General features: G+C 42.7%; 15 protein-coding genes. 13 read left to right on the top strand and 2 right to left on the bottom strand.

Going from position 1 to position 20,221, the window contains the following annotated elements:
* Positions 1-26: 26 nt before the first annotated feature.
* On the bottom strand, positions 27-914 hold the full coding sequence (locus C1E24_RS18130; protein ID WP_138483915.1) for an alpha/beta hydrolase: 888 nt from the start codon (positions 912-914) through the stop codon (positions 27-29).
* A 184-nt stretch (positions 915-1,098) separates the two neighbouring features.
* On the opposite strand from C1E24_RS18130, the gene C1E24_RS18125 reads away from it, so the two are divergent.
* The 7 genes from C1E24_RS18125 (at position 1,099) to C1E24_RS18090 (ending at position 13,462) form a co-directional block, all read left to right on the top strand.
* Entirely contained in the window at positions 1,099-1,761 is a 663-nt protein-coding gene (locus C1E24_RS18125; protein ID WP_138483913.1) for an ABC transporter ATP-binding protein, read from the top strand.
* A complete protein-coding gene (locus tag C1E24_RS18120; protein ID WP_138483911.1) occupies positions 1,752-4,322 on the top strand; it encodes an ABC transporter permease in 2,571 nt (856 codons plus the stop codon). Before C1E24_RS18125 ends, C1E24_RS18120 begins: the two co-directional genes overlap by 10 nt.
* A 118-nt stretch (positions 4,323-4,440) precedes the next feature.
* On the top strand, positions 4,441-5,484 hold the full coding sequence (locus C1E24_RS18115; RefSeq protein ID WP_058032008.1) for a PLP-dependent cysteine synthase family protein: 1,044 nt from the start codon (positions 4,441-4,443) through the stop codon (positions 5,482-5,484).
* A gap of 24 nt (positions 5,485-5,508) precedes the next feature.
* Complete coding sequence (locus C1E24_RS18110) at positions 5,509-5,964, top strand: GNAT family N-acetyltransferase (RefSeq protein ID WP_138483909.1); 456 nt, start codon at positions 5,509-5,511, stop codon at positions 5,962-5,964.
* Between the two features lie 573 nt (positions 5,965-6,537).
* Positions 6,538-7,932: an alkaline phosphatase PhoX gene (locus C1E24_RS18100; protein WP_138483905.1), complete on the top strand. Its 1,395-nt coding sequence runs from the start codon at positions 6,538-6,540 to the stop codon at positions 7,930-7,932.
* 238 nt (positions 7,933-8,170) lie between these two features.
* Positions 8,171-11,491, top strand: a complete 3,321-nt coding sequence (locus tag C1E24_RS18095) for a S41 family peptidase (RefSeq protein WP_138483903.1) — start codon at positions 8,171-8,173, stop codon at positions 11,489-11,491.
* 414 nt (positions 11,492-11,905) lie between these two features.
* Positions 11,906-13,462, top strand: coding sequence for an AbgT family transporter (locus tag C1E24_RS18090; RefSeq protein ID WP_138483902.1), 1,557 nt, complete (start codon positions 11,906-11,908; stop codon positions 13,460-13,462).
* Positions 13,463-14,144: 682 nt separating this feature from the next.
* Here the strand turns inward: C1E24_RS18090 and C1E24_RS18085 are convergent.
* On the bottom strand, positions 14,145-14,627 hold the full coding sequence (locus tag C1E24_RS18085; protein WP_130256067.1) for a GNAT family N-acetyltransferase: 483 nt from the start codon (positions 14,625-14,627) through the stop codon (positions 14,145-14,147).
* Between the two features lie 114 nt (positions 14,628-14,741).
* Here C1E24_RS18085 and C1E24_RS18080 point away from each other — a divergent pair, with 114 nt between their 5' ends.
* The 6 genes from C1E24_RS18080 (at position 14,742) to C1E24_RS18055 (ending at position 20,207) form a co-directional block, all read left to right on the top strand.
* Positions 14,742-15,653, top strand: coding sequence for a LysR family transcriptional regulator (locus C1E24_RS18080; protein WP_138483900.1), 912 nt, complete (start codon positions 14,742-14,744; stop codon positions 15,651-15,653).
* A gap of 103 nt (positions 15,654-15,756) precedes the next feature.
* A complete protein-coding gene (locus C1E24_RS18075; protein ID WP_138483898.1) occupies positions 15,757-17,487 on the top strand; it encodes a vWA domain-containing protein in 1,731 nt (576 codons plus the stop codon).
* Positions 17,488-17,671: 184 nt separating this feature from the next.
* Positions 17,672-18,307, top strand: coding sequence for a sigma-70 family RNA polymerase sigma factor (locus tag C1E24_RS18070; RefSeq protein WP_138483896.1), 636 nt, complete (start codon positions 17,672-17,674; stop codon positions 18,305-18,307).
* Positions 18,304-19,056 carry a hypothetical protein gene (locus tag C1E24_RS18065; RefSeq protein WP_138483894.1) on the top strand — a complete coding sequence of 251 codons (753 nt, stop codon included), beginning with the start codon at positions 18,304-18,306 and terminating at the stop codon, positions 19,054-19,056. Before C1E24_RS18070 ends, C1E24_RS18065 begins: the two co-directional genes overlap by 4 nt.
* A 28-nt stretch (positions 19,057-19,084) precedes the next feature.
* On the top strand, positions 19,085-19,516 hold the full coding sequence (locus tag C1E24_RS18060) for a GNAT family N-acetyltransferase (protein ID WP_138483892.1): 432 nt from the start codon (positions 19,085-19,087) through the stop codon (positions 19,514-19,516).
* A 70-nt stretch (positions 19,517-19,586) separates the two neighbouring features.
* The gene (locus C1E24_RS18055; protein ID WP_138483890.1) at positions 19,587-20,207 is read left to right on the top strand and encodes a DsbA family protein; all 621 of its coding nucleotides are present in this window, start codon (positions 19,587-19,589) and stop codon (positions 20,205-20,207) included.
* Positions 20,208-20,221 lie beyond the last annotated feature (14 nt).

Genomic DNA, 20,221 nt, shown 5'->3' with positions numbered 1-20,221 from the left:
ATCCTCAATAATACTCAATAAACAACTTATAAATGTGTGGTTCTAAATGCCTGGTAGGCAGACAGCGCTTTTGGGACTGACATAACAGGATTCTCATTGTGTCCTGCACCTTGGCTGAAGTTGTGCTGCCAAGTGAGGTTGGCAGGCCCTTCTTGCTCAAGTGCGTTCACTAAGCCATTAAATGACCCTGTGATGATGCTGTTCTCTTCTGCCCCTAGGCTTAAATAAAAGAATTTAGGCTTTCCAGCTAACTTATGAATATCTTTTTGAAATTGTTCAACAACCACTGAATCGTCATACCAAGCTGCTGGGCTAAAAGCAAAGTAACCGTTAAATAAATCGGGTTTGGTGACCATGGTATAAATCACAAAGCTGCCACCAGCAGAAAAGCCGCTTAAAATGCGCTCGCCACTGAGAGAATAATGTTTATGCATATAGGGCAGCACTTCGGTCTCGATAAATGACAAGAACAAGTCAGCTTTGCCAAATATCTCAGGGTTGTTATCGCTTGCTGGACGAGGTTCGATATTTACATCACGACGCGCATAAGGGGGCACTAAATCTCGGTTGCGGGTATTGGTCCAAAACTGATTCGGAATAGACACCAAAATTGCTTCGGGGTAAGCTTTTTGCTCGGCAAACTCGTCCAGAACCGTGTCCCAACGGGCTAGGTTAAAGTTGCCATCAGAGCGAATAATGAGGGGGTATTGTTTATCGGCAGAATAATTTTTGGGTAGGCGGATAAATATTTTTCGAGACTCATTGAGTACCTGAGATTCAATCACGCGGTCTTCAAAGTCAGACATATAGTATTTTTTATATTGATAGGCTTTAAAACCTGAAAACCCTACTGCAGCGAGTAAAGCGGTACCTAACAACCAAGCTTTCTTATTTGATTTTATTTTTATAAACATACTTTAATTACCCAAGTCCTTGTTTCTGTTTGGGTAACTTAATTTAAAACATCGAATATGAAAAGTCATCGGTGCATTCTAGTTAATTAAATTTGTAAGCAAAGATGTGAAAATGTCTCTTCACATTCCTTTCACAGCCAATCATCAATACTAAGCCCAGACATAAAAATAAACGGAGTTCACCATGGGCATCGCAATCAACTTAACCAACCTGACACACCATATTCCTGTTAATAAGGACTTAAACTTAGCATTACTTGAAGACGCATCATTGCAAATTAAAGGAACTGAACAAGTTGCCATAGTGGGCGCGTCAGGCAGTGGTAAAACGACTTTGTTGAGCATTTTGGCAGGTCTTGAGCCGCTGCAAAGTGGTGAACTGTCTTTTATAAAACAGCAAGTAGCGCTTAGTTCAGTTGATATCAATCAGCATAGTGGCTTTGTGTTCCAACAATTCCATCTAATTCCTGAGTTAGATGCATTGAATAATGTGGCACTGCCTTTGAAATTAAAAGGCGATAAACAGGCATTTGAAAAAGCGCACAATTGGTTGTCTAAAGTCGGTCTTGCTGAGCGTGCAGACTTTTCGGTTAGTAAGCTCAGTGGCGGTGAACAGCAGCGCGTTGCCATCGCACGGGCCTTTGTCTCTGAGCCTGCACTTATTTTTGCCGATGAGCCAACGGGTAATCTTGATGAACAAACCGCAGAGCATATCAGCCAATTGATGTTGCAATGCTGCCGCGAAACTAACGCGACCTTAGTGTTAATTACCCATAACCAAGCCTTAGCTGAACAGCTCGACACAGTTTATAAACTAGAACATGGGAGTTTGCAGCTATGCTCTTAAATGCACTTTCAAATCTTATAGATAAACGCGCGCCAGAGTCAGGCAATGGCTATTCTATTAAGTCGTTATGGGCACTGTCTTGGCAATTTCATTGGCAGCAAACTCGCTCACGCGTCAATTTAGTTCAGCTACTCACGCTGTTCATCTTATTCTTCTATTTGAGTTTCACAACATTGCTTGGCAATGGTGTACAAGGGTATTTAAAACAAAACTTGCAGCAACTGCTGGGTGCTGACTCGGTTATACAAACCTTTCAACCTCTAAATGAAGTTCAGCGTTCAGCGTTTACTCAACATAGTCGTGAGTTTAGTGAAACCCAAACCTTTAATGTTACGCTGACTCATCAAATCGCTGATAAGCACTTAGCCCAATTAGTGAGGTTAAAAGCCGTTGACGATAATTACCCTGTACTTGGCATGCTTGGGGTAACTGAGGCACAAGGACTCACTACAACAGAGTATGTAAAAGGGCCAAGCCAAGGAGAAATTTGGTTAGAGTCACGCTTAGCCGCAGCTTTGTCACTTAAGATCAATGATGAAATTAACGTTGCGGGGCAAACTTTTAGATTTACGCATTATTTGATCTCAGAGCCAGACAGATTAAGTGAAGGCCATAACAGTGATATGCGTGCCATGGTGCACTTAGCCTCCCTTACAAAGCTAATAGAAGGCAATACACTTGAAGTCAAATCATATCGCTACTTAATGGCACATGATGAAACACAATTACAAAGCCTAGTTTCAGCAAGTGATGACATTGATGGCGCGACGCTCATCAGTCAAACCTTGGGTAATCATCCTTTAACTAAAAGCTGGCAGCGAGTCGAAAAGTTTATGGGGTTAGTGTCAGTGTTGTTGGTCATTTTGGCGAGTATCATTTTGGCACTGAGTAATCAAAACGTCATTAAACCATTACAAACCTTTAGCGCTATTTGTATGGCTAATGGTTTAGCAAAACAGGTCAGTAAATGGCTGGTTATTTTTGGGTGTTTATTTACGACTGCAATTACCCTAGTTCCAAGTGTTTTATTGGCAACAGCGACCACTTATTTTGCAGTGCACTGGCTAGAAAACTACCATATTGTGATTGCGCTTGATTGGCAGTGGACGGCGCTGTTAGAGGTGATAGCCATCGCACTTAGTCTTTATATTGCACTCACTCTACCAGCTTGGTATTCGGTACTCACTTCACCGGTTAAGCGTTTACTTATGAGCTATCAAGCTCCAGAGCGTAAGCAATGGCTCAAGATTATGATGCCTGTCGTCGCTATTATTGCACTTATTGTATGGTACTCAGACAATTGGACTTTAACCGTCATGGTCGTCGGCACACTGGCGGCTTGCCTATTCGGTTTAGTTTTGTTGACTTGGTGTGTACTTGGCTTGGGTAAGTGGGGGCTATCGAAGCGCGCTCAGCTATTTGGTTTTGCACTTTATCTAATGCAGCAACGGATTTACGTAAAAGGCGCGCAGATCATTGCCCTAGGCTTAAGCTTGACTCTGTTATTGCTATCACTGCGGATCACGCAAGACGTCACCAATATACTTGAGCAACTTACTTATAAAGACCAAGGCAATGTGGTGATAAGCCAAGTAACTAAAACTGAACAGCAGGCATTAGAAGAATTCTTAACCCAATACCAAGGGAAAATTAACCACATCGCACCTTTTCAATATGCGCAGCTAACGCATATCAATCAAGTAAAGCTTAACGAGACCGGGCTGCAACCCAGTGAGTCATCAGCACGTTTAGAACGACCGATACGCCTGCACTGGCAAGCGAACGTGCCAAGCAATAATGAAATTGTATTGGGCAGTTGGCAAAGTGATCAAGTCTTTAAAGCAAATCAGTGGCCGGTTTCCATTGAAAGTGAAGTGTTTGAAGACATGCAATTTAAATTGGGTGACGTACTACAAATGCGTATGGGTAAACAGTCTGTGGAGTTGCTTATTGCCGCGAAACACGACTTTGTTTCGGGTGGTAGTAACACGACATTCTGGTTTGTGAGACATAGTAATGATGCGGTTGAAGACGTTGAGACATTTTATATGGGAGATGCACAACTGAGCGATGATGCGCTGGCAAACCTTGGTCAAGTTTGGCAAGCACACCCAAGCATGCGGATGATGTCGGTGGATACTATGCTGGCTGATATACGCTTCTACATGAATTTTTTAATCATGATAGTGGTGATCTACAGTGTGTTTATTGCACTTCTTACGAACTTATTATTAGCCGCTGCAATTTCAGTGCACCAAAAGCAAGATAAAGCGCGCAATGGCTTATTGACTGTATTTGGCATTGATAAAACAAAGCAAAAGCTACTGATATTTTATGAATGGGCAATCATTACTTTGTTGCCAGCACTGGTTGCCACCTTGTGCGTTTACTTATCAATTGCTAGTTTTTACAAATATGAGTTGGTCATGCCTTATCAAGCAAACTTTTTTGCTGTGTTAACGCAGGCTCTAGTGATGGCAACAATGATAGCAATCACAGGTATTGTCATGTCTCTCAGGCAGTTAAAGTCACCAACTCGAGGGCTACTCGAAGAACAGTAATATTTTGTTAAGCTTTTTCTAAGAGTGGTGCTTGGCGAAAGCACCACTCTTGTGTGATAGTGCGTTCCGAAACAGTGAACGTAAGCAATAAGAGATGATGAGCTAAGGGTGAAATCGTATGCACAGACCTTGGGTTAATTGGGCAATTAAAACCATTGAAGCAGATTACACGCGCTCTGCAGATACACATTTAATTCGTTTAGATCTTAAGTCTCACCCTGACGTGCTTTTGTATCTAAAAGATGAAAGTACACATCCAACCGGCTCTTTGAAGCACCGCCTTGCTCGTTCATTATTTTTATATGCCTTATGTAACGGCCATATTACCGAAAATACCCCCATCATAGAGTCTTCATCTGGAAGCACTGCTGTTTCGGAAGCCTATTTTGCAAAGTTACTCGGTCTTGATTTTATTGCTGTAGTACCAAAGTCTACGGCACATGAAAAAATCAAACAGATAGAGTTTTATGGTGGTCGCTGTCATTTGGTTGAACAAACAGATCAAATTTACAGCGAGTCGCAGCGTTTAGCCAATGAGTTAAACGGCCATTATATGGACCAATTTACTTATGCTGAGCGTGCAACGGACTGGCGCGGTAATAACAATATTGCTGAAAGTATCTTCAAGCAAATGCAGGATGAGCCTCATCCTATACCAAGTTGGATAGTGATGAGTCCAGGTACTGGAGGTACTTCAGCGACGCTGGGCCGATATTTACGTTTTCAAAAATACGATACAAACTTGTTGGTTGTAGACCCTGAACACTCTGTGTTTTATGACTATTTTCAAACTCGTGATAACAGCATTACGCTCGGTCGAGGCAGTCGTATTGAAGGTATAGGTAGGCCGCGAGTAGAACCGTCTTTTATTGCTGGTGTGGTAGATGAGATGCAAAAAGTACCAGATGCCGCCAGTATTGCCACCATGCATTGGCTCAGTAAAAAGCTAGGTAAGCGTGTGGGGCCTTCATCAGGGACCAATATGTTTGGCGTGTTGAATAAAGTATTAGAAATGCAACAACAGGGGCAGTCAGGTGCAATCGTGACGCTTTTATGCGATAGCGGCGAAAGGTACTTAAATACTTACCATGATGATCAGTGGGTTGATGAGAACATTGGCGATTACAGCCAGTTTGATAAATTTTTGGCTCAATTTAATTAAGAATTAAAAATAAGAAGTAAGCAGATGCATTTAAGAATCGCAACTCAGGATGATATAAACGATTTACTACACCTAGAGCAAGCCGTCGTTGAGGCTGAAAGACCTTACAACAGTCATATTAAAGCGAACAACGCGACATATTATGATTTACCCGCGTTGATAAGTGAAACAAACAGCCAAGTACTCGTACTTGAAGAAAAAGATCAGATCATCGCGACTGGCTATATTCAGATCAGAGCAAGTAAGCAATCTCTGTCTCATGAACAACATGGCTACCTTGGCTTTATGTATGTTGCACCTGACTTTCGTGGACGAGGCTTAAATAGACTGGTCATGGATGCGTTAATGGGCTGGGGACGAGCACATGGTGTAAATATATTTTACTTAGATGTGTATGCCGAAAATCAAGCTGCAATTAATGCTTATCAAAAGCTAGGTTTTACCCCTTCATTGGTCGAGATGAAACTTGAATGCGCATAACAAATTAGGGCGTGTATATTATTGATAACTTTGAGCAACTAAAGCTTAGGTTAAGTAATTTCAGTACGCCCTAACTCATTTTAACTTTTAGTTTTTTAAAGGCTTGTCAGGCCAAGAAATGAAAATGACAAAGTAGCTACCGATCCAATCGCCAACATAGTGTATTCAGTTACCTTCTGTTGGTAGCGATTTTCATCACCTTTAGGTTCTAAAATAATCATCAAAATACCAGTAATGAAAAAAGCAAATGAGTAGATAACGAGGATCGTTAAAAGCGTATCAGTACACATGATGGCCTCAATGTATTAAGCACGAATAATAAAGCGTTGTTTCATTGTGGAACACAGTGAACACAGCACAGACCACGCAATTTTATCTCAATGTTCCTACCTCATCTATAAAATCTAACCTGACGATATCAAAATTAAATTCGATTATTTTCATATGCTTTGCATATAACGCCTCTAAACTAAATTTAAGAAATAAAAAGAATATTGATAAAAGAACGCTTTTGTTACATTATCACAATTTGCGTTAGAGTAACTGTACGAATTTAAATTTGGGGGGGAAGTAATGGTCTCACGTAGACAATTTACATTCAGTGCTGCGGCATTGGCTTTTTCGGGGGTAACCGTCAATATGATGGGCTGTCGCAGCAAAGAAGGCAATAGTGTGGCTTTGGCTGACATGCCGCTGTCATCTGGGTATGGCGATTTAGTTTCCGACAAAAATAATATCCTAGACTTGCCGCCAGGCTTTAGTTATCGAGTGATCTCACAACTCGGCGATAAAATGGACGATGGTATGCCAGTGCCAGACAATGCAGATGGTATGGGGTGTATCAAATTAGATGAAGACCGTGTGGCTTTGGTTCGTAATCATGAGCTGGCTCAAAAACACATCAAAAAGTCAGCAGTTCCATGGCAGTCTTTCCAATCGAATAAAAGCTACGACAACTTAAAGTCTGGTACAGCTTTACCGGGCGGCACCTCAACACTCGTCTTCAACCTAAAAACGCAAGAATTAGAAAAACAGTACATGAGCCTGATCGGCACAATCAGAAATTGTGCCGGCGGTACAACGCCTTGGGGCACTTGGCTAACGTGTGAAGAGTCAGTCGATCGCCCCGATGGCAACATCTCAAAAGACCATGGTTATATTTTTGAAGTACCCGCAGAGGCGAATGGGTTAGTAGAGCCTAAACCATTAGTCGCTATGGGTCGTTTCAACCATGAAGCGGCAACTGTCGACCCAAGAACTGGTATTATTTATCTGACAGAAGATAGAGGCGATAGTTTACTTTATCGCTTTATTCCAAAAGTAAAAGGCCAGTTAAGTGAAGGGGGAGCATTACAAGCCCTTGTCGTTAAGCAAAAGCCACAGTTTGATACTCGAAACTGGGCTGAAAACAGCATGGCATTGGGTGACTGGCTAGAGGTTGAATGGATCACCCTATCAAACCCTGAAAGTCCTAATGATGATTTACGTGAGCAGGGTTATGAAGCGGGCGCAGCGCTGTTTGCACGCGGTGAAGGCATTCATTTTGGCACCAATGAGTTGTATTTCTGCTGTACTAACGGGGGGCAAAAACAATTTGGCCAAGTAATGCGTTATCAGCCATCAGCCTTTGAAGGCACAGCGCAAGAATCTCAGCACCCAGGCTTATTACAGCTATTTGTTGAGAGTACTGATGGTAGTCAGTATAACTTTGGTGACAACTTAACTGTGACTCCACAAGGCCATTTATTAGTGTGTGAAGACCAATATACCGATGTAACCCGAAACTTTTTAAGAGGGGTGACACCAAAAGGTGCAGTGTATCCGTTTGCAAAACTTCACATTCAAACAGAGCCAGCAGGAGCCTGTTTTTCTCATGACGGAAAAACGCTATTTTTAAATCTTTACTCACCGACTAAAACCCTCGCTATTACAGGCCCTTGGGAGCAATTTTCAGCGCAGAAAGCCTAACCAATTTTTATGCTTAAAATTCTACAGTTTTAAGTGGGCTAAGGACTTAAGGAAGCAATTTATTACAATTGCTTCCTTTCAATTCTAAATTTGTGCCTGTTTAATAATTTGGCATTTGACACAACTTGTTCCTGGTATGGGTTTTTGTGTTAGCATCAATATGTAGCTAACTATTTAAAAATTATAATTTTTTACTCTGTTAGGTAACAAGCAATAAGGAAAATAGAGAAATATAACAATGAAGAATATTATTTCAGCCGTTGCACTGGGCGTGATCAGTGCTTTTTCAGCCAATGCGGCTGATGAAACCAGACTGTTAAGACAGCCGACGCTCAGCGACTCTCATATCGGGTTTGTTTATGGTGGAGATGTCTGGGTGTCAGACCTTGACGGTGAAAACGTTAAGCGTATTACCAGTACGCAAGCAGTTGAGACTGAACCACATTTATCACCTGATGGTGAGACCATTGCATTTAGCTCTAATCGAAATGGTCAGCAATCTGTCTATATTGTGCCTGTTGCGGGTGGAGAGCCAAAGCGTCTCACTTGGCATGCAAACAATGCGTATGTAAGAGGCTGGACGCCAGATGGCAAAAAGGTGTTATTTGCTTCTTCTCGTGGTACCGCACCAAAGCGATATGAACGTTTATGGACCGTGTCTGTCGATGGCGGAGCACCAGAGCTTGTCACGCATCAATGGGGCTTTAATGGCGCATTTTCTAAAGACGGTGACAAACTCATTATTGACCGTATGAGTCGCTGGGATACCGAGTGGCGTAACTACAAAGGCGGCCAGAATACCCCGCTTGTGCTACTTGATTTAGAAACACAAGAAGAAACTCAACTACCTCACTTCGACACGTCAACAGATATTGAGCCGGTATGGCTTAAAGGCAAAGTGTATTATTTGTCAGATAGAGATTGGGTATCGAATATTTGGGAATATGACCCAAAAAGCAAGAAGACCAAACAAATCACCAAATTTAAAGGTGGTGACATTAAGCAACTTGCCAGCAATGGTAAGCAATTAGCCTTTGAAAAAGACGGCTATTTGTATACTTATAATGTAAAGCGCAAGCGTGCTAAAAAGCTCGACATTAACATTCAAGCCGACTTCCCATGGGCAGAAACTAAGTGGCAAAACGTCGCTAGAAACGCTAAAAATGCCTCTTTATCGCCTTCAGGCAAACGCGCGTTATTCGAATCACGTGGTGAAATATTCACAGTGCCTGTCGAGCATGGCTCAACGCGTAATTTAACCAAGGATCATAGCTCAGCCGATAGAGCGCCAATCTGGTCACCAAAAGGCGATAAAATAGCTTGGTTCTCTGATGAAGGTGAGCAAGGTTATAAATTAGTGCTACACAACCAAGATGGTATGGGTGAGCGTAAAACCATTTCTATTGGTGAGTCGAAAATGGCCTGGGAACCACAATGGTCACCAGATGGTAAGTACATTGCCTTTGTTGATGACGATGTGCGTTACCGTTTAGTTGATTTAGAGTCAGAAACGATTAAAACCATTGATGTCGGCGGTAACAATTTAGAACGTGGTCGCACAGGTTTAACTTGGGCACCCGACTCCAAATGGCTAGCGTATGCCAAGCAAGCTGATAATGGCTTTAAACAAATCAAAGTTTGGTCTTTAGAAGAAGGACAAAGTCGTGCCATTACAAACCGCATGGCTAATTCAGTTTCGCCTGCATGGGATCAAAGTGGTAAACATTTATTTTTCTTAGCCAGTACTGATTATGGCCTAGACAGTGGTTGGGCAAATACCAGCTCAATGTCGGCAGATCATGAGTATGCGCCTTACATTATTAATCTTGCCAAAGATCTAGATTCACCTTTTGCGCTGCGCAGCGATGAAGAAAAGGTGAAAAAAGAAGCTAAGCCTGACGAAGGTAAAGCAGATGCAGATAAGAAGGCTGATAAAGCGGAAAAAGCTGAGTCTTCAGATAAGCCAAAAGATGCGGCTAAGAAAAAAGAAGGCAAAGACAAAAAGAAAGATGGCGTCGTTGTTAGCATAGATTTTGATAACATTGAACGTCGTATCATGCCACTACCTATGCCTGAAGGCCGTTACAGCGGTGTGATACATGGTCCAAAAGGCAGTGTGTTCTTTGCTAAACGTGCCGACAAAGGTTGGTCGTTCTCACTACATAAATACAGTGTTAAAAAGCGCAAGGCCAAACCATATGTAAGCGGTATCAGCGATGTGAACATTTCTGCTGACACCAAAAAGCTCATAGTTAAAAAAGGTCGCAGTTGGCATGTGGTCGATGCAACTAAACCATCTGTAAAGCTAGGTAAACCACTTAAAGTTGATTTAGAAACGCGTTTAGACCGTCAAGCAGAATGGCGTCAGATGTTTGTAGAGGCATGGCGTTATCAGCGTGACTACTTCTATGACCCTGATATGCATGGTCGTGATTGGGATGAAGTGTTTTCGCGTTATGAGCCTTTGGTTGAGCATGTTAAACACCGCTCGGACTTAAATTACTTACTTGATATGGTTAACGGTGAGCTGTCTGTTGGTCACAGCTTTGTATTCGGTGGTGATATGCCAGATGTTGAAAAACGTCGAGCGGGCCTATTGGGTGCAGATTTAGTTCAAGATAATGGTTATTGGAAAATTGACCGAATTTATACCTCAGAAAGCTGGAATCCTAAACTAAAAGGTCCACTTGATCAGCCAAATCTAAAAGTATCAGAGCAGCAATATATCGTTTCGATTAATGGCCAGCCGCTTACAGCAAACGATAACCCTTATGCGTTGTTAGACGGCACAGCGGGTAAACAAACGACTTTGAAAGTAAACGACAAGCCAGACTATGAAGGGGCGCATCAAGTAATTGTTGAGCCGATTTCAAGTGAGTATGGCCTTCGTCAGCGTGCTTGGGTTGAAGACAACCGTCGCTTAGTTGATAAGTTGTCAGACGGCAAACTTGCATATGTATGGGTGCCAAATACTTCAACACCTGGTTTCACGTCATTTAACCGTTACTTCTTTGCACAGCAAGACAAAATGGGCGCAGTGATCGATGAGCGCTTTAATGGCGGTGGTTTATTAGATGACTACATGGTTGATTTAATGAATCGCAAGCTGCGCGCTGCGATCACCAATGAAGTACCAAACGGCAAACCTATGCTATTGCCTGCGGGTATAAAGGGGCCAAAAGCGCTGCTTATCAACGAGCTAGCTGGTTCGGGTGGTGACTACTTCCCATGGGCGTTTAGACAGCAAAAAGTGGGCAAGCTGATTGGTGCAACAACCTGGGGTGGGGTCGTGAAATCATCGGTGCATTATCCACTTGTTGATGGTGGCGCACTGACTGCACCAGATAATGCCGTGTTTGACCCTATCAACAATGAGTGGGTAGGTGAAAACAAGGGTATCGCCCCAGATATCAAGGTTTATCAAGATGCGCGTTCGCTTTCGCAAGGGAAAGACCCTCAGTTAGAGCGCGCAGTATCAGAGCTAATGAAAGAGCTTGAAGGCAAGTCGCCACTTGATATTAAGCCACCTAAGTACTCAACCCCAGCGGTAAAACCATAAATCTAACTTTACGTAAATCGTAAATTAAAGCGGCTACTTCGCAGGAAGTAGCCGCTTTTCTTAGCAAAGTTGCAAGTCAATTTATAAGTGAATGAACTGTTAATACCAATCCTCAATAATACTCAATCATTTTGAGGGACTAAAACTGACGCTAACTTTGTTAAAAATTCCTTATTTAGAACAACTAAATAGCAAAATTTTCGCCTCGTTACCGACAAGTTTTTCTTGCCTCAAAATAGATCGCTTAATTAAGAGGATTGGTATAATTGTTACATTATCTCGCTTTTATGTGGTTTTATCTTGTTTGTTTCTGATTTGTGACAAAATCATTAAACTATTTGCGCTATTACTGCTCTAAGTGGGTTAATGCTGAACAAAGAGCATAATTAAAATAACAAAATAGGAAGTAAAAAGGTGTCGACAAGTGAAGTAGCTCAGCCGAGCAGCGGTGGTGTCATCGCATTTATAGAAAAGGCAGGTAAAAAAATACCCGATCCCATCATTATTTTTATGTGGTTCTTGGTATTCGTATTTGCCTTAACCGCATTAATAGGCGGCTTAACGTTCGAAACGCAAAGCGCCGATGGCAGCGCCATAACCCATACCATCAAAAACATGACAGAAGCCGAACATGTCCGTTGGGTATTTGATAATGCCCTGCTGAATAACTGGCTCGGTTTTGGTGGCGGCGTATTAGGGGTTATCTTAATCGTGATGCTAGGTGTAGGGGTGGCTGAAAGCTCTGGTTTATTCAATGCCCTTATCAAGAAAATTGGTACACGTTTAAACGAGAAGTTCTTAGCGCCAGCGCTTATCTTTTTAGGGATCATGAGCTCAATCGCAACCGATGCGGGCTACCTTATTCTTATTCCTTTAGCCGGTCTCTTGTATGCCGGCCTTGGTAAAAACCCGATGATAGGTATGGCGGCTGCATTTGCCGGTGTATCAGCAGGGTTCAGTGCCAACTTAATCCCAGCCACGCCAGTGGATGTGATCATTGGTTTGAATGCACAAATTTTTGCTGAATCTCAAGGCATTCCTTTCCAAGCAGCAGATGGTAGTGCACTTACGCCAGCAACCATGCATTACTACTTTATTTTTGTCTCGACCTTTATGCTGGTGGGTTTAGGTGCTTGGGTAACTAAGAAGTTCATCGAACCTAAGTTTAAAGACATGCCTTATGATCTGCCTGAAGGTATGGACTTGTCTGATTTCTCAGTGACTGAAGACGAAAAAAAAGGTCTTCGTGCCGCATTTTGGGGTCTACTTGCTTCAATTGGCGTAGTGGTTTTATTGGCGCTAGGGCCGCTAGCTCCATACGAAAATGACGCGGGTAAAACCGTGACGCCTTATTTAAATAATGTGATCTTGTTGATCACCTTTATTTTTACCTCCGTGGGTGCTGCTTTTGGTGTCGCAACCGGTAAATTTAAAAGCCTGATGGATGTGGTAAAAGCCATGGTCGCGCAAATGAACACCATGGGTTACATCTTAGTGCTTACCTTCTTCTGTTATAACTTCTTAGGTATTTTGGGTTACTCAGGCTTAGGTACATACATCACTTATTTAGGTGCAAGCGGTTTATCTGCGATGGGCCTACAAGATTCCCCAATTATGTTGATCATCGGCTTTGTATTAACCACAGCACTGATTAACTTATTCGTTGGTGGCCTTACGTCAAAGTGGATGCTATTGGGCCCAATTTTCGTGCCTATGCTGTATGCAGTAAACCCAGCGATGACGCCAGAGCTTGTCGCAGCTGCGTATCGAGTTGCAGACTCATCAACAAATATCATCACTCCGATGATGACATATGCCGGTGTTATTCTAGCGTTTATGCGTAAGTACAATAAAAACCTCAGTTTCGGTGATGTGATCACCATGATGATCCCATACTCGCTGACCTTCTTAGTGTTCTGGACTGGCTTATTAATCGCGTTCTTCGCGTTCAACATCCCGTTTGGGTTTTAAGTGCAGAATACACGTTGCGTAGCAAGGTTATTTCTGCGCAACGTGAAATAAGCCGTTTTATATACTGTTAAGAAGTACTTTGTAAGCGAGATTACTTTTGCGCAAGGTGAAATGAGCAATTTTAACCGCTCTGACTAGTGTTTGTTGCGCAGCAAGGTTATTTCTGCGCAACGTGAAATTAGCCGTTTTATATACTGTTAAGAAGTACTCTGTAAGCGAGATTACTTTTGCGCAAGGGTGACGAGTGACCACAAAAATGTATGGAACATTTTTGAACAGCGGAGCTGGTCCGAAGGATGAAAGGCAGGAAGCCTGCAATCATGCGAAGCATCGCAGCACGAGGAAGTGAGGGTATGGATACCCGAAGGCCAATGCTACAGGGACGTAATCCCGCACAATAAATTTGTTACATTTTGTGTAGGTTGAGAGCCAATAATAAATCCGCGCGATATAAAATCGCGCCTACAAAACAGTAATCTACTCGACCCCAACATGTATGCGCGGCTTTATGCCGCGCTTTGTCAAAAATATATCCGCTTTCTGCCACCACTTATTTATCTCGGGGTCCATGTTTTGTGGTTACGAGCCAAACACCAATCCGCGTGATATAAAATCGCGCCTACAAACACCAACCTACTCAAACTCAACTTGTAGGCGCGGCTTCATGTCGCGCATTGTTTAATTATTTTTCTGCAAAATTCACCAGCGTCTCGCCACTCATGCGATAACCAATCCACTCATGTTGTGGCTCTGCGCCTAATGATTCGTAGAACTCGCGAGAAGGCGTATTCCAATCTAAGCAGCTCCATTCAAATCGGCCACAGCCTTTTTCAACGGCGATTTGCGCCAAGCGTTTAAGTAGCGCAATACCTGCACCTTTGCCTCTATGCTCTGGCGACACGTACAAATCTTCAAGATAAAGTCCAGGCTTTGCTAGCCAAGTTGAATAGTTGTAAAAGTACACTGAGAAACCAATGGCTTCACCGTCTAACTCACAAATTAAACCATGCACACCACTGTGCTCTGCGAACATGCTCGACTTAATGGTTTCAGGTGTTGCTAACACTTCATGCTCTGCTTTTTCATAAATGGCGAGCTCTTTAATGAAATATAAAATGGTGTCGATGTCGGCCACTTCTGCCGGTCGAATGGTAAGTTGTGACATAGCGCTTCCTCTTAGAGCGTATTCGCTCGGTATTAACTTTTTTAATATATTAACTGAACGAACAAATGAAACCAGTGCATAATGTTCATAGTTAAATGAATGTGGTGCAGGTTTATGGATCTCAAACAGTTTGACCTTAATTTATTACTGCTGTTCGATAAGCTTTATCAATATCGGTCAGTCTCAAAGGCCGCTGAGTCGTTATATTTAAGTCAGTCTGCGTTTAGTCACGGCTTAGCTAGGCTTAGAAAGCGTCTAGACGATCCTTTATTTATTCGCGTGAATAATCAAATGCAGGCGACTGAAAGAGCTGAGCAATTAGCCCAGTATGTAAAACAAGCATTGCCGTTACTAGAGCTCGGACTAGGTCAAGCAAGCAGTTTCGACGCAAGCCACAGTGAAAAAACATTCCGTATCGCCGCGACCGATTACACTGAGTTTTGTTTTTTGCCTAAACTAACTCGGCACTTTGCCAAACAAGCGCCGCATATTCAGATTGAGATCTTGCCAGCCAGCCCTTTACCAATTAAAGAACAGTTGGAGCAGCGAAGCTTAGATTTCGTATTAGGCTTTGAGCATGACGAACACCCGCAAGCCGGTGTTGAGCAGCTTGCTTGGTTCAGCGACAGTTACAGTACCTTAGTGTGTAAAGCGCACCCGAGAATAAAAAATGCGCTGTCTCTAGAGCAATTTTTACAAGAGCAGCATATACGCATCGCACCGTGGGGAGAGTCACAAGGTATTGTCGACCAAGTATTAGCGAATTTAGGTCATACGCGTCATGTTGCGTGTCAGCAAACCAGTGTACTTGTAGCGCCGCACCTAGTGGCAGGCAGCGAGTATTTATTAACTTTGCCGACACAAGTTGCCAAACAAGTACAGCAAGGGCAAAAGCTAACACGATTACTACCACCAATCACGGTACCTGACTATCATTTACAGCTTTATTGGCACCCTTTAAAAGCCAGTAATCAGGCCAATAGATGGTTTGTAGAGCAAGTTAAAACCCTGTTTTTATGGGCTTAATCAAAACAAAAATAACAGGGGTGAAAAACTTTAAAAATATTTCACCCCCTAATTCATAGTCGTCCGTTTATAGCAGTAAACCTTCTATAAAAAGAGACAGAATATGAAAACCAACAAAACCTTAATTGCATTAACCCTTGGCGCTTTGTTTAGCTCTTTGCTTATGACTGGCTGCTCGAACCAAGACAGCCAGAGTGATCAAACTGCGCAAAAAAACCAAGAACAATCGCAACAAGAACGTAGATCAGACCAAGAAGCCGTAGGAAAAATTATGGTGACGGGCAGTCGTGTTGCAAAGGTGCAAGCCGATGGCTCAGCCAGTGGGACTGAGGTTGAATATATGCAGATTAGTCAACCACAGCCTTTAATGGCCGCGCCTGCAATGCGAAAAAGAATTGCACCGCCAGCCCCTGAGTTTTTTGCTCATCCTGAGGAACGCGATAATTACCTGCCAAGTGATAGCAATGGGGTATTTCAAGCCGCAACCACGCCTTTATCGACCTTTTCAGTGGATGTTGACACGGGCAGCTACGCCAATATTCGCAGCTATTTAAGTATGGGGCAATTGCCACCGACCGATGCTGTACGTGAAGAAGCTTTTATTAATTACTTTGATTACAACTACAACGTGCCAGAAGACAAATCGCAGCCGTTTGCGACTTTTACAGAGTTGGCCCCAGCACCTTGGAATGATGAACGCCATATTTTGCGTATCGGCCTGCAAGGTTATGACTTACCGGCAAGTGAAAGAAAACCATCGAATCTGGTATTTTTAGTGGATGTGTCGGGGTCGATGCACGACAAAAATAAACTGCCTTTATTGGTGCAAAGCCTAACCATGATGGTAAAGCAGCTATCAGCCCGTGATACCGTGAGTTTAGTGACTTACGCAGGTAATGTGCAGGTGGTGTTAAGTCCTACTAAAGGCAAAGAAAAGCAAACCATCATAAATGCCTTAAAAGAGCTTAAAGCAGGGGGCGGTACCTATGGCGAGAGCGGCATCAAAATGGCTTATCAAGAAGCGAAGAAAGCCTTTATTAAGGGCGGTGTGAATCGAGTGATTTTGGCCACTGATGGTGACTTTAATGTTGGCACCACAAGCATAGATGCGTTAAAAGACGTGATCGCAGAGCAGCGCAAGCAAGGTATTTCGTTAACTACATTAGGTTTTGGACGAGGCAATTACAACGACGCCATGATGGAGCAGTTAGCCAACATAGGTGATGGTAATCACGCTTATATTGATACCCTGCATGAAGCACAAAAAGTCCTGTTAAGACAAATGAGTGGCACACTTCAAAGCATCGCCAATGATGTCAAAATTCAACTTGAGTTTAACCCCGCTCAGGTTAAAGAATATCGTCTGATCGGTTATCAAAACCGTTTATTAAAAGACGAAGACTTTAATAACGATAAAGTCGATGCCGGTGAAATTGGGGTAGGCCATACGGTGACTGCATTATACGAAGTGACTTTAGCAGGTAATAAAGGGCAAGTGGATGAACTGCGTTACCAGCAAAAGAAAATGGTCAGTACCAGTGATGAATTACTTCATGTGAAAATTCGTTATAAATTACCGGGCGACACAGAGAGTAAACTGATCAGCCAAGTGGTCAATAAACAGCAGGTGTTACCAGACTTTAATAGCGCAAGCTCCGACTTTAAATTTGCAACCTCGGTGGCTGCATTTGCTCAAAAGCTCAAACAAAGCCAGTACCTTGGTGACATGAACTATCAAGATATTGCCAGTATTGCGCGAGCAAATAGAGGGGATGATCCGTTTAACTATCGCGGTGAATTTGTTAACTTGGTCGAATTGGCCAGTGCACTATAATACCAATCCTCAATAATACTTAATTATTTTGAGGGACTAAAACTGACGTTAGCTTCGTTGAAAATTTCTTATTTAGAACAACTAAATCGCAAAATTTTCGCCTTGCTATCGACAAGTTTTACTTGCCTCAAAATAGATCACTTAATTAAGAGGATTGGTATAACGCTTAGAAACTTTAATATTTATGACTCAAATCGCGCAATTACAATCAGACTCGGACGAAGCTTTGATGCTCAGCTATGGCAAAGGCTGCCAAGCCGCCTTTGCCGAGTTATACGGCCGACATAAAGGACCGGTGTATCGTTATGTGTGTCGTCAATTAGGTGCAAAGCATCAGGCTAAAGCTCAAGAGCTATTTCAAGAAATTTGGCTCAGAGTCATCGACAATCGGGCCAGTTACACGGTTGAGGCTAAGTTCAGCACTTGGCTTTACCGCATCGCTCATAATTTGTTGATTGATGAACACAGAAAACACACCGCGCGCGGTGAGCATCTAGCACTGGTTGATGAGGTGCCTAATAATAACGATAGTGCGTCACCTGAAGTGCTTAGTTCAAGCCAAGACAATCAAGAAAGCGAGATGCATAATGACTTTCTGCAACGGGCGATTAAACACTGTGTAGAGTTACTGGTACCACAGCAAAGAGACGCATTTTTGTTGCGCCATGAAGCCGGGTTCGAGCCAAGCCAAGTATGCGAGATTGTTGAAGCAAAACCCGAAACCGTGAAAACGCGATTACGCTATGCCATGTCACAGCTAAGAGAGTGTTTGCAACGAAAAGTAGACGCATCAGAAACAGGAGGCGCACGAGAAGCATGAATAAACAATTCAGTGATGACGAACTCATCAAGCTTTATCAGCAGAATAATGATGCAATGCCGCCTAAACACCTAGATGACACTATTTTAGCCTGTGCAGCAGATGCCGTTAATGATGAAAATAAAACGTTTGATAATAAAGTGCATAATAACAAAGATTTAGAGAGTAAATTAAGAGCGCAAAAAGCGACGAAAACCCCAAATCGATGGTGGCAATATTCAGGGCTCGCAGCCGCAATCGTCGCCGTTGCCGTGTTAGCGCCTTGGCAGTATTACCAAGATCCTATGTTAGTTTCAGTTGAACCAGCTGAAGTGCCTGCGATTTCAAATGCGAAGCAAGCACAAGAAAGTGCCCCACAAATTGAGCGTGTAGAAATGCTAGCTGAAGACGTTCAAATGGAACGAATAGAAGTCACAGGCGCGAGACTTGAGCGCTCAGCGCCAGAGCAAAAAGCGCGAGCAATTCAGGCTGTATCACCAGTTATGTATGGCATTAATTTGTCTGAGCCAAACATCGAGTCAAATGCAAAGCCAAACAGCAAGTTTAAAGATATTTTGGCAAAGCTAGAAAACAAAGATAAAGCAGGCGCCCAAAGCGCATTAATTAAGCTACTTAAAGAGAAGCCTGAATATCATGATGATATTCCAGAGCCATTAGAAGACTTATATCTAGCACTTATAAAAAGTGGCAAAATTGAGCGCCCAGAAACGACGTCAAAATCAGACGATAAATCGAAAGATAAGAATTAAAGATTGTGGCTTTACTAGATGAACAAATATGTACGAAATTAAACAAGGTCAACTCAGTGATATATTGGCTATCGAAACCAATATCCCTGAGTTTGGCACTCCAAAAACGTTAGAAATCATAAAGCAAAAGCTAGCAGATAAAACCTACTTACTGCTGGTGGCTTATCGCAACGAGCAACCCGTGGGATATAAATTGGGTTATGCGCTGAGTCACACGGTTTTTTATAGTTGGTTAGGTGCAGTGATGCCTGAGCATAGAGGGGATGGTCTCGCACAAAGAATGCTCAATGAACAAGAAGCTTGGTTGCAAACGCAAAACTATCAAGCGGTGCAAGTTAAAACCATGAACCGCTTTCGAGCCATGCTCGCCATGTTAGTGAAAAACCATTACCACATCATTGATATTGAGCCGGGTGGTACTTCGCTCGACAACAAAATACGTTTTGAGAAAGTATTTTAATCTTTACCGATTTGAACATTGTCCTCTAAGTTAAAAATCTAGATAAAAAGCTAAAAGGAAAGTAAAAACAATGCGGTTTATTTATGTGGTCGACCCCATGTGCGCATGGTGTTATGGCTTTGCGCCTGAGCTTGCGGCATTTTTACAACAACACTCAGAGATTCAAGTCGATTGGATCATGGGCGGTCTCGCCCCTGATAATGACCAACCAATGGATGAAAGCCTGCGCACTGCAATTGCCGGCTATTGGCAGCAAATAGAGCAGCGTACGCAAGTGAGCTTTAATCATGACTACTGGCAGTTAAACACCCCTTATCGCTCTACCTATCCTGCGTGTCGCGCCGTGATAGCAGCAGAAACGTTAAGCCCTAACAGTTCAGAACACATGGTTAAAGCCATTCAATCTGCGTATTACCAAAAAGCACAAAACCCGTCTTTGCATGAGACTCTTGTTGAGTGTGCAGTAGACATAGGTTTGGACGGTGCTGAGTTTGAAAAAGTGCTGTTATCGGCTGAAACTGAAAGTCAGTTACAGCAGCATTTGGGTTTGGTGCAACAGCTCAGAGTGAGCGGCTTTCCTGCGTTGTTTTATGTGAATGATAATAATGAAGCGTTTGCTTTGGCGTTGGGGTTTTGTGAGGTGGGGGATTTAGAAGAGAGATTCGATAAGTGTAAAAACCACATTGCATAGCAATGTGGTTTGCT

It is taken from the genome of Pseudoalteromonas phenolica (assembly GCF_005876835.1).
In the GTDB taxonomy this organism is placed as follows: Bacteria; Pseudomonadota; Gammaproteobacteria; order Enterobacterales; family Alteromonadaceae; genus Pseudoalteromonas; species Pseudoalteromonas phenolica_B.
Note: the sequence above shows the minus strand (reverse complement) of the source record. Positions and strands in the feature narration are given on the sequence as shown.

Excerpts from the sequence above, each read along its gene's own strand:
- C1E24_RS18130 (WP_138483915.1), bottom strand. The coding sequence starts at position 914 with ATGTTTATAAAAATAAAATCAAATAAGAAAGCTTGGTTGTTAGGTACC.
- C1E24_RS18125 (WP_138483913.1), top strand. The coding sequence starts at position 1,099 with ATGGGCATCGCAATCAACTTAACCAACCTGACACACCATATTCCTGTT.
- C1E24_RS18120 (WP_138483911.1), top strand. The coding sequence starts at position 1,752 with ATGCTCTTAAATGCACTTTCAAATCTTATAGATAAACGCGCGCCAGAG.
- C1E24_RS18115 (WP_058032008.1), top strand. The coding sequence starts at position 4,441 with ATGCACAGACCTTGGGTTAATTGGGCAATTAAAACCATTGAAGCAGAT.
- C1E24_RS18110 (WP_138483909.1), top strand. The coding sequence starts at position 5,509 with ATGCATTTAAGAATCGCAACTCAGGATGATATAAACGATTTACTACAC.
- C1E24_RS18100 (WP_138483905.1), top strand. The coding sequence starts at position 6,538 with ATGGTCTCACGTAGACAATTTACATTCAGTGCTGCGGCATTGGCTTTT.
- C1E24_RS18095 (WP_138483903.1), top strand. The coding sequence starts at position 8,171 with ATGAAGAATATTATTTCAGCCGTTGCACTGGGCGTGATCAGTGCTTTT.
- C1E24_RS18085 (WP_130256067.1), bottom strand. The coding sequence starts at position 14,627 with ATGTCACAACTTACCATTCGACCGGCAGAAGTGGCCGACATCGACACC.
- C1E24_RS18080 (WP_138483900.1), top strand. The coding sequence starts at position 14,742 with ATGGATCTCAAACAGTTTGACCTTAATTTATTACTGCTGTTCGATAAG.
- C1E24_RS18075 (WP_138483898.1), top strand. The coding sequence starts at position 15,757 with ATGAAAACCAACAAAACCTTAATTGCATTAACCCTTGGCGCTTTGTTT.
- C1E24_RS18070 (WP_138483896.1), top strand. The coding sequence starts at position 17,672 with ATGACTCAAATCGCGCAATTACAATCAGACTCGGACGAAGCTTTGATG.
- C1E24_RS18065 (WP_138483894.1), top strand. The coding sequence starts at position 18,304 with ATGAATAAACAATTCAGTGATGACGAACTCATCAAGCTTTATCAGCAG.
- C1E24_RS18060 (WP_138483892.1), top strand. The coding sequence starts at position 19,085 with ATGTACGAAATTAAACAAGGTCAACTCAGTGATATATTGGCTATCGAA.
- C1E24_RS18055 (WP_138483890.1), top strand. The coding sequence starts at position 19,587 with ATGCGGTTTATTTATGTGGTCGACCCCATGTGCGCATGGTGTTATGGC.